Source organism: Actinomadura sp. CNU-125, from assembly GCF_001942465.1.
GTDB lineage: Bacteria > Actinomycetota > Actinomycetes > Streptosporangiales > Streptosporangiaceae > Spirillospora.
In genome coordinates this window covers 1-7384 of record NZ_MKJY01000269.1, presented here as the reverse complement: position 1 = coordinate 7384, position 7384 = coordinate 1, and the positions used below count along the sequence as shown (strand labels likewise).

Below are 7384 nucleotides of genomic sequence, written 5' to 3'. Positions count from 1 at the left end.
GGCAACCGAAGGCGGTCGTCGGCGAGCCGGACCAGCACCCGCAGGACACGGGAGGCGCCCCCTCCCGGCCCGGACGCCCGCGAGCGGCGTCAGGCAACCGAAGGCGGTCGTCGGCGAGCCGGACCAGCACCCGCAGGACACGGGAGGCGCCCCCTCCCGGCCCGGACGCAGCACGCGATGTCGGGCAGCCGGATGCGGTCGTCGGCCAGTGCCTCGACCGCCGGTGAGCCGGGCGGGACGGTCGCACCCCGGGTCGTCCCGGCCGCCCAGGCGACGCCCGTCGCTCGTCGGCCTCGCTCGCCCTTCGCGAGCCGGACGTCGATGGTTCGGTCGTCGCGGAGACGTCGCGGCCCGGCTTTTCCTCAACTCGCGGACCATCGCCTACCACGTCCACAAGGCGTATCCGGAGCTAGGAGGCGTTCGTGGGCCGAAAGGAACCCGCAGGCCGTCGCGCACCACCTCCACCAGGCGTATCCGGAACCGGGACACGTTCGTGGGCCGGAAGGAACCCGCAGGCCGTCGTGTACCACCTCCACGAGGCGTATCCGGGGGTGGGACGCGTCGTGGTGCGGAAGGAGTCCGCGGCGCTGCCGCCGGGGTGAGGGGTCAGGCGAGGGTGCGGTCGAGGGCGGCGGCGAGGTCGGCGTTGAGGCGGTAGGCGGTGCGGACCTCGTCGATGACGCGGTCCTGTTCGGCGGGGCTCCAGGGGGCGGCGTCGAGGAGGGCGCGGTAGCGCTCCTTGAGCGCCTTCGGCTTCTCGTCGAACCGGTAGAAGCGGACGCCGTCGAGGTCGAGGTCGTAGGCGCGGGCGACGCGCGCGCCGATTGCCTGGCCGCCGGACAGGTCGCCGAGGTAGCGGGTGTAGCTGTGCGCGACGAAGCCGCCGGGCCAGTCGAAGCACACTTCGCGGAGCCGCGCGCAGTACGCGGCGGTGGCGTCGTCCGGCTCGATGCGGGACGCCCATCCGGGGCCGTGGAAGTGGACGAGGTCGGCTTCGAGGGCGGGGAGGCGACGGAGCCCGGCGAGGTCGAAGGGGGCGGCGACCGGGTCGTCCCCCAGGTGGTCGGCGGCCTGTTCGAGGACGTCGTAGACGAAGTGGAGCTGCGCGATGAGGGCGCCGTACTGGTCGCGGGTGAGGCGGCCGTCGAGGAGGGCGGTCATGTAGGGGGTGGTCTCGGTGGCGCCGTGGTCCGGACGGGTCGCGGCGCGCAGCCGGGCCGCGAACGGTTCGGCGGCGCGGCGCGCCTCCTGGTACATGCGCACGACCTCCTTGCGCACCTCGGCGCGTTCGGTGAGGCGGCGGCTCCACGGGATCCGGACGGCGACGTCGCGCCCGTCCGTGCGGGCGGTGAAGTCGGCGCCGTCGGCGTCGAGGCCGGTCATGGCGGCGGACGCGGCGCCCGGCTCGCCGCCGAGCGTCCGGACGATCAGCACCGAGTCGGCGGCGTGGTCGTCGTTCATGTGCCGGGTGATGGCGGCGACGACGTCCGGGGTGAACGGGTCGGTGGTGGTCATTGAGACTCCTCGGGTGGGGCGGCCGGACGCTCGGGGAGGATGAGCGGCCGGGACGTGCGGGGGTGCGGCAGCACTTCGATGGGGTGCCGGTACACGTCGCCGAGCAGGTCGGCGGTGAGCACGCGGCCGGGCGGGCCGCACGCGGCGACGCGTCCGCCGGACAGGACGGCGACGCGGTCGGCGTGCGCGGCGGCGAGGGTCAGGTCGTGGACGACGGCGAGGACGGCGTGGCCATTCGCGGCTTCGGCGCGCAGCAGGGCGAGCACGTGTTCCTGGTGGCCGATGTCGAGCGCGGCGGTGGGTTCGTCGAGCAGGACGGTCGCGGCGCACTGCGCGAGGACGCGGGCGAGGGCGGCGCGGGCCTGCTCGCCGCCGGACAGGGACGTGAAGGGACGGTCGGCGAACGCGGCGATGTCGGCCGCGTGCAGGGCGTCGGCGACCGCGGTGTCGTCGTCGTCCTCGGCCGGGGTCCCGGCCCAGGGCGCGCGGCCCATCCGGACGACCTCCTCGACGGTGAACCCGAACGCGAGCGAGTGCCGCTGCGGGAGGACGGCGCGGCGCATGGCCTGCTCGCGGGCGGTGTGCGCGTCGAGCGGGCGGCCGTGCAGGACGACGCGTCCGGACGCGGGCGCGGTGTCGCCCGGCACGGCCGCGAGCAGCGTCGACTTGCCCGCGCCGTTCGGGCCGACGAGCACGAGCGTCTCGCCGTGGCGGAGTTCGAGGTCGACGCCGTCCAGGACGGTCGCGCCGCCGCGCCGGACGGTGACGCCTCGGCGGCGAGCGCGACCGTGCCGGGCTCGCGGGGTTCGGGGAGGCGGGGCCGCCGCAGGAGCCGGATCACGGGCGGGCCCCGGCGCGGTCGCGGCGCAGCAGCCAGAAGAAGAACGGGCCGCCGACGAGGGACGTGAGGACGCCGAGCGGGAGTTCCTGGTAGGCGATGGACGTGCGGGCGACGACGTCCGCGACGACGACGAGCAGTGCGCCGCCGAGTGCGGACGCCGGGATGAGCGTCCGGTGGCCGGGACCGGCCACCATCCGGATCAGGTGCGGGACGACCAGCCCGACGAACGCGATGATGCCGCTGAACGCGACGGCCGCCGATGTGGTGAGCGCGATGACGGCGATGCCGGTGAAACGGAGCCGTTCGATGTCCACGCCGAGTTGCCGGGCGGGACGTTCGCCGAGCGCGAGGACGTCCAGGCGGCGGGCGCACGCGACCGCGACCGCGATGCCGACGGCCGCGCAGGGCGCGACGGCGGCGACGGCGGGCCACGTCGCCGACGCGAGACTGCCGAGCTGCCACGAGGTGATGGCGCGCAGCGCGTCGTCGGTGGACACGAACATCAGCAGGCCGAGCGCCGCCGTCGCGATCGCGTTCACCGCGATGCCGGTGAGCAGCAGCGTCACCGACTCGGTGCGGCCCGCCGCCCGGGACGCCGCGTAGACGAGGAGGGTCGTGGCGAGCCCGGCGACGAACGCCGCCAGCACGATCGTCCAGTTCCCGAACGCGCTCAACCCGAAGACGATCACGGTGGCGGCGCCGACCGCCGCGCCCCACGACACCCCGATCACGCCGGGTTCGGCGAGCGGGTTGCCGAACACGCCCTGCATCATCGCGCCACCGCAGCCGAGGGCCGCGCCGGTGACGACCGCGAGCACCACCCGGGGGAACCGCACGATCCACAGCGCGTTCTCCGCCTGCGGCCCGGACGGTTCGGGGCCGACGTCGAGCCCGATCCGGTGCGCGATCGACCCGAGCACCTCGGCGGGCGGGATGCGCACCTGCCCGAGCCCGGCGGCGACCACGACCGTCACGACGAGCGCGACGCCGAGCGCCGAGCAGCAGCGGCGCCGGGACCCGGCGCCCGCGCGTCCCGGCGGGCCGCTCCCGCCCGTCCGAACGCCCGGCCTCGGTCGCGTCGTCCACATCGGCCGTCTGCGTCATGACACCTCGCAGATAGGAATGATCAACCCGAAGCGGCGCCCGATCAAGACCGGTTTCGGGGGTGACGGGATATTCGTCCGGGTCATGGGTGGTCGCAGGGGTGGTGGAGGGCGGTGGCGAGGGCTTCGATGACCTCGCCGGTGCGGGGGCCGAAGGTGAGGAGGCCGCCGTCGTCGCGTCGACGACGCGGCGGTTGCGGCCCGCCGGGGTCTGCGCGACGCCGGGGAGGTCGACGAGGCCGTCGACGCCGCCGACCGACGCCAGGCCCTTGGTCAGCACGAGGATCACGTCGGGCGCCGCGTTGATCATCCCCTCGCTGGTGAGGGGCCGGAAGCCCTGGAGCCCGGCGGCGGTCCCGGCGTCGACGCGCCGACGGCCTCGATGAGGGCGTCGGAGCCCGCGCCGTCGCCGCCGATGAGGTAGACGCCCGCGGTGCCGCGCAAGTAGAGGAACGCGACGCGGAGCGGGCGGGACGAGGCCGTGGCGTCCGTCCGCGCGGCCTCGACCTGCCGGTCGATGCGCGTGCGGAGCGCCTTCCCGGCGTCCGGGACGCCGAGGGCTTCGGCGACGGCGGTGACGTGCTCGCCGATCGCGGGCAGCGTCTGCTCGTCGCCGATCATGACGACGGGGATCCCGGACGCGCGGAGCTGGTCGAGGGCCTCGGGCGGGCCGATGCCCGCGTCGGCGAGCACGACCGTGGGGTTCAGCCGCAGGATCGCCTCGGCGGACAGGTCGTGGCCGTTGTTGGTCACGAGGGGGAGGTCGCGGGCGGACGGGAACGTGGTGGAGGCGTCGCGGCCGACGACGCGGTCGCCGAGGCCGAGGCTGAACACGATCTCGGCGAGCGACCCGTACATGTTGACCGCGAGGACGCGGTCGGCGCTGCGGACGGTGACCTCCCGGCCGTCCGCCGATTCGACCGTGGCGGGCAGGTCGGGTTCCGGCGCGGGCTTCACCGGGTCGACGTCGCCCGCGGTGCGGACGGTCGACGGCCCGCACTTCGCGGCGGCGTCGGTGACGGAGTCGTCCCCGAAGGAGGCGGTGCCCGCCGCGCAGCCGGTGAGCAGGACGAGCGAGAGGAGGGCGGCGGCGACGATCCTCACGGCGTCGGCTCCCCGGTCGCGGTTCTCCGGCGGCGGAGGGCGAGGGTGCCGCCGAGCGCGACGACGGCGACGGCCGCGGCCGCGCCGCCCGCCCACGCGACGGCCGGGACGCCGCCCTCGTCGAACGTGATCGGCACGCGGACGTCCTGGGTGCGGTCCTGGCCGCGGGTGTGGTCGGCGCGGGTCGCGACCACGCAGCGGGTCCGGGCGCAGTCGACGGTGTCGTTCAGCGCGCCGGTGACGCTCAGCGCGACCTCGAAGGATCCGTCGGGGCCGTACTTCTCGGCGAGGTCCTTGCCGTACGGAGGCGGGTCGTCGGAGATCCAGTGGGACGCGCCGGTCGAGCCGGTCGTGTCGGCGCCGCCGCCGCAGGGGGACGGGGCCTTGCCCGGCCCGTTGTCCTTGCAGAAGGCGACGTAGATGCCCTTGCCGGCGTCGAAGCCGTGGCCGGTGACGGTCACGGTGGTGGCTTCGCCGGCGGGCAGTCCGGTCGTCTCGGACACCGTGAGGGTCTGCCCCTCGGGGCCGTTGGCCGAGCCCGTACCGGCGAGGACGGGCGTGCCGAGGACCGTCGTGACGGCCAGTCCGGCCGTCCCGAGCAGGACAGGGATTCTCATCGTCTGAACCGTTCTTCCAGGTCGGCCCCTTGCCGCCGAGTGATCGTTACCTTAGCTTAGGCTCACCTAAGTTTCATTAGGTAAGGCTTACCTACTTAAGGGGTTGAGGGCCGTGGGTCGGCGCGTCACCGGTGCGATCGGCACGCTCGCCGTCGCCGGTCTGGGGCTCGTCGCGGTCGCCGGACCGGCGCACGCGGCGTCCCTCCGCGTGTCCGAGACGTCCGGTCTCGACCCCGCCGGGCAGTCCGTGACCGTCACCGGCTCCGGCTTCGACCCCGACCGCAACTCCGGTTTCGGGGTGTACGTCGTGTTCGGGCCGCGCCGCGCCGATTTCCACCGGAACGCGAACGCGTTCGGGTCGGCCGTCTGGGTGCACAAGGGCGGTGGCGGTGGCGGCGGTGGCGGTGGCTCGCAGGCGAAGATGAGCGCGTCCGGCACGTTCACGGTCACGCTGACGGTGAAGGCCCGCTACACCGACGGGGACGGACGGTCCGTCGACTGCGCCGCCGCGCGCTGCTACGTGATGGCGATGGCCGCGCACGGCGTCGCCGACCGCAGCCAGGACGCGTTCGTCCCGATCACGTTCCGCGGCACCGGCTCCGGCACCGGCCCCGGCTCGGGCGGCGGCTCGGGCAGCGGCTCCGGCTCGTCCTCGCCGGGGGGACGAGATGACGGCAGCGCGGGTGCAGGCTCACCTACCGGTTCGGCCGGTACCGCAGGTGCCGCGGGCGCCGCAGGCTCCGATGCCGCAGGTGCCGGGGGTGCCGGGGGTGCCGGAGGTCCCTCGACCACGCCCGGCGGGACGGCGAGCGCGGCGCCGCAGGCGTCCGCCGCCGGGGCCGGGGCCGGCTCGCCGCCGCCGCCCGGTCCGTCCGGGTGACCGCGTCCGGAGAGCCCGCGGGGTCGCCGTGGCCGTTCTGGCTGTCGGTCGCCGCCGTCGCCGCCGCCGGTCTCGCCGTCCAGCCGCCTGGCGCGCGGGCGTCCACGCCGCCCCTGAACCCCGCTCGATCCCGCGGCGTGAATCCATGCCGCGGTCCCCCCTCTCCGAAGGAGAACGCATGCACATCGCGCGAAGAAGCGCCGTCCTGGCGGGCACGGCCCTGCTCGGGCTCGGCCTGACGGCGGCGCCCGCCCTCGCGGCCGGTCCCGCCACGACCGTGAGCCCCACGGCCGACGCCGACCCCGCCGGACAGGACATTCAGGTCACCGGGTCCGGTTTCGACGCGAACGCCAACAACGGGTTCGGCGTTTACGTGGCGTTCGGGCCGAAGAACGGCGCCGACTGGTACCTGAACGCGAACGCGTACCAGGTCACCAAGTGGGTGCACAAGAACGCGTCGGGCAGCGCCGGCCAGGCGAAGATGAACGCCGACGGCACGTTCGACCTGACCCTCACCGGCGTCAAGGCGCAGTACACCGACGGCGACGGCAACCCGGTCGACTGCCTGGTCACGCAGTGCTACGTCCTGACGTTCGCCGCGCACGGCTCGCCCGACCGCAGCCAGGACACCGCCACGCCCGTCACGTTCGTCGGCGGCGAAAACCCGGAGGAGCCCGGAGAGCCCGGAGAGCCGGGCGAACCCGGCGAGCCGGGCGAACCGGGTGAGGGCGGCGGCAGCGCCGACCAGCGGATCACCGCGAACGTCACGCGGACCGGGGCGCTCAGCATGGCCGTGGACGGGACGGACGTGACGCTCTCGGACGCCGCGCCCGGCGGGCACGCGACCGGCGAACTGAACCGGGCCACCGTGACCGACGCGCGCGGCACCGACGCGGGCTGGAACCTCGTCGGGCAGATGGGCGACCTCGTCTCGTCCGACGGCGGCGCGATCCCGGCGGCGAACCTCGGCTGGACGCCGTCCGCCGCGGTCGTCGAGGACGGTTCGGGCGCCGCCGTCACCGCGGGTCCGCAGGTCACGGGGCTCGGCGGCGCGCAGACGCTGGCGACGTCGGCCGCCGGATCCAGCGGCGGCGTGTTCACCGCCGGTGCGGCGCTGAACCTGCTGATCCCGGCGGGCGTCAACCCCGGTTCGTACACCGGCACGCTCACCCTCACCCTTTCCTGATCCCTCCCCGACCGGGTGCGGCGCCGTTCCCTCCCCCTTTCGGCGCCGCACCCCCGAACTCCACGGCGGAGCCCACCATGACCTCCTCGCCCGTCCTCGCGGCCCGCGCCGCGTCGGCCACGGCTGCGGCCGCGCTGC

The 7384-nt window shown here is 75.1% G+C and carries 7 protein-coding genes; 2 read left to right on the top strand and 5 right to left on the bottom strand.

The window, feature by feature from the left end:
- Positions 1-606 precede the first annotated feature (606 nt).
- The 5 genes from BJF79_RS28030 to BJF79_RS28010 form a co-directional block, all read right to left on the bottom strand.
- On the bottom strand, positions 607-1515 hold the full coding sequence (locus tag BJF79_RS28030) for a biliverdin-producing heme oxygenase (protein ID WP_075901847.1): 909 nt from the start codon (positions 1513-1515) through the stop codon (positions 607-609).
- Positions 1512-2252, bottom strand: a complete 741-nt coding sequence (locus BJF79_RS28025; protein WP_083734024.1) for a heme ABC transporter ATP-binding protein — start codon at positions 2250-2252, stop codon at positions 1512-1514. Before BJF79_RS28025 ends, BJF79_RS28030 begins: the two co-directional genes overlap by 4 nt.
- Before the next feature lie 100 nt (positions 2253-2352).
- Complete coding sequence (locus BJF79_RS28020; RefSeq protein ID WP_075901845.1) at positions 2353-3444, bottom strand: FecCD family ABC transporter permease; 1092 nt, start codon at positions 3442-3444, stop codon at positions 2353-2355.
- 321 nt (positions 3445-3765) lie between these two features.
- The gene (locus BJF79_RS28015) at positions 3766-4563 is read right to left on the bottom strand and encodes a hemin ABC transporter substrate-binding protein (RefSeq protein WP_262402685.1); all 798 of its coding nucleotides are present in this window, start codon (positions 4561-4563) and stop codon (positions 3766-3768) included.
- Positions 4560-5180 (bottom strand): hypothetical protein, encoded by a 621-nt coding sequence (locus tag BJF79_RS28010; RefSeq protein ID WP_262402684.1) that lies wholly within the window; start codon positions 5178-5180, stop codon positions 4560-4562. Before BJF79_RS28010 ends, BJF79_RS28015 begins: the two co-directional genes overlap by 4 nt.
- 112 nt (positions 5181-5292) lie before the next feature.
- On the opposite strand from BJF79_RS28010, the gene BJF79_RS28005 reads away from it, so the two are divergent.
- Complete coding sequence (locus BJF79_RS28005) at positions 5293-6060, top strand: hypothetical protein (protein ID WP_075901843.1); 768 nt, start codon at positions 5293-5295, stop codon at positions 6058-6060.
- Positions 6061-6238: 178 nt separating this feature from the next.
- The gene (locus BJF79_RS28000; protein ID WP_075901841.1) at positions 6239-7246 is read left to right on the top strand and encodes a WxL domain-containing protein; all 1008 of its coding nucleotides are present in this window, start codon (positions 6239-6241) and stop codon (positions 7244-7246) included.
- Positions 7247-7384: the final 138 nt, after the last annotated feature.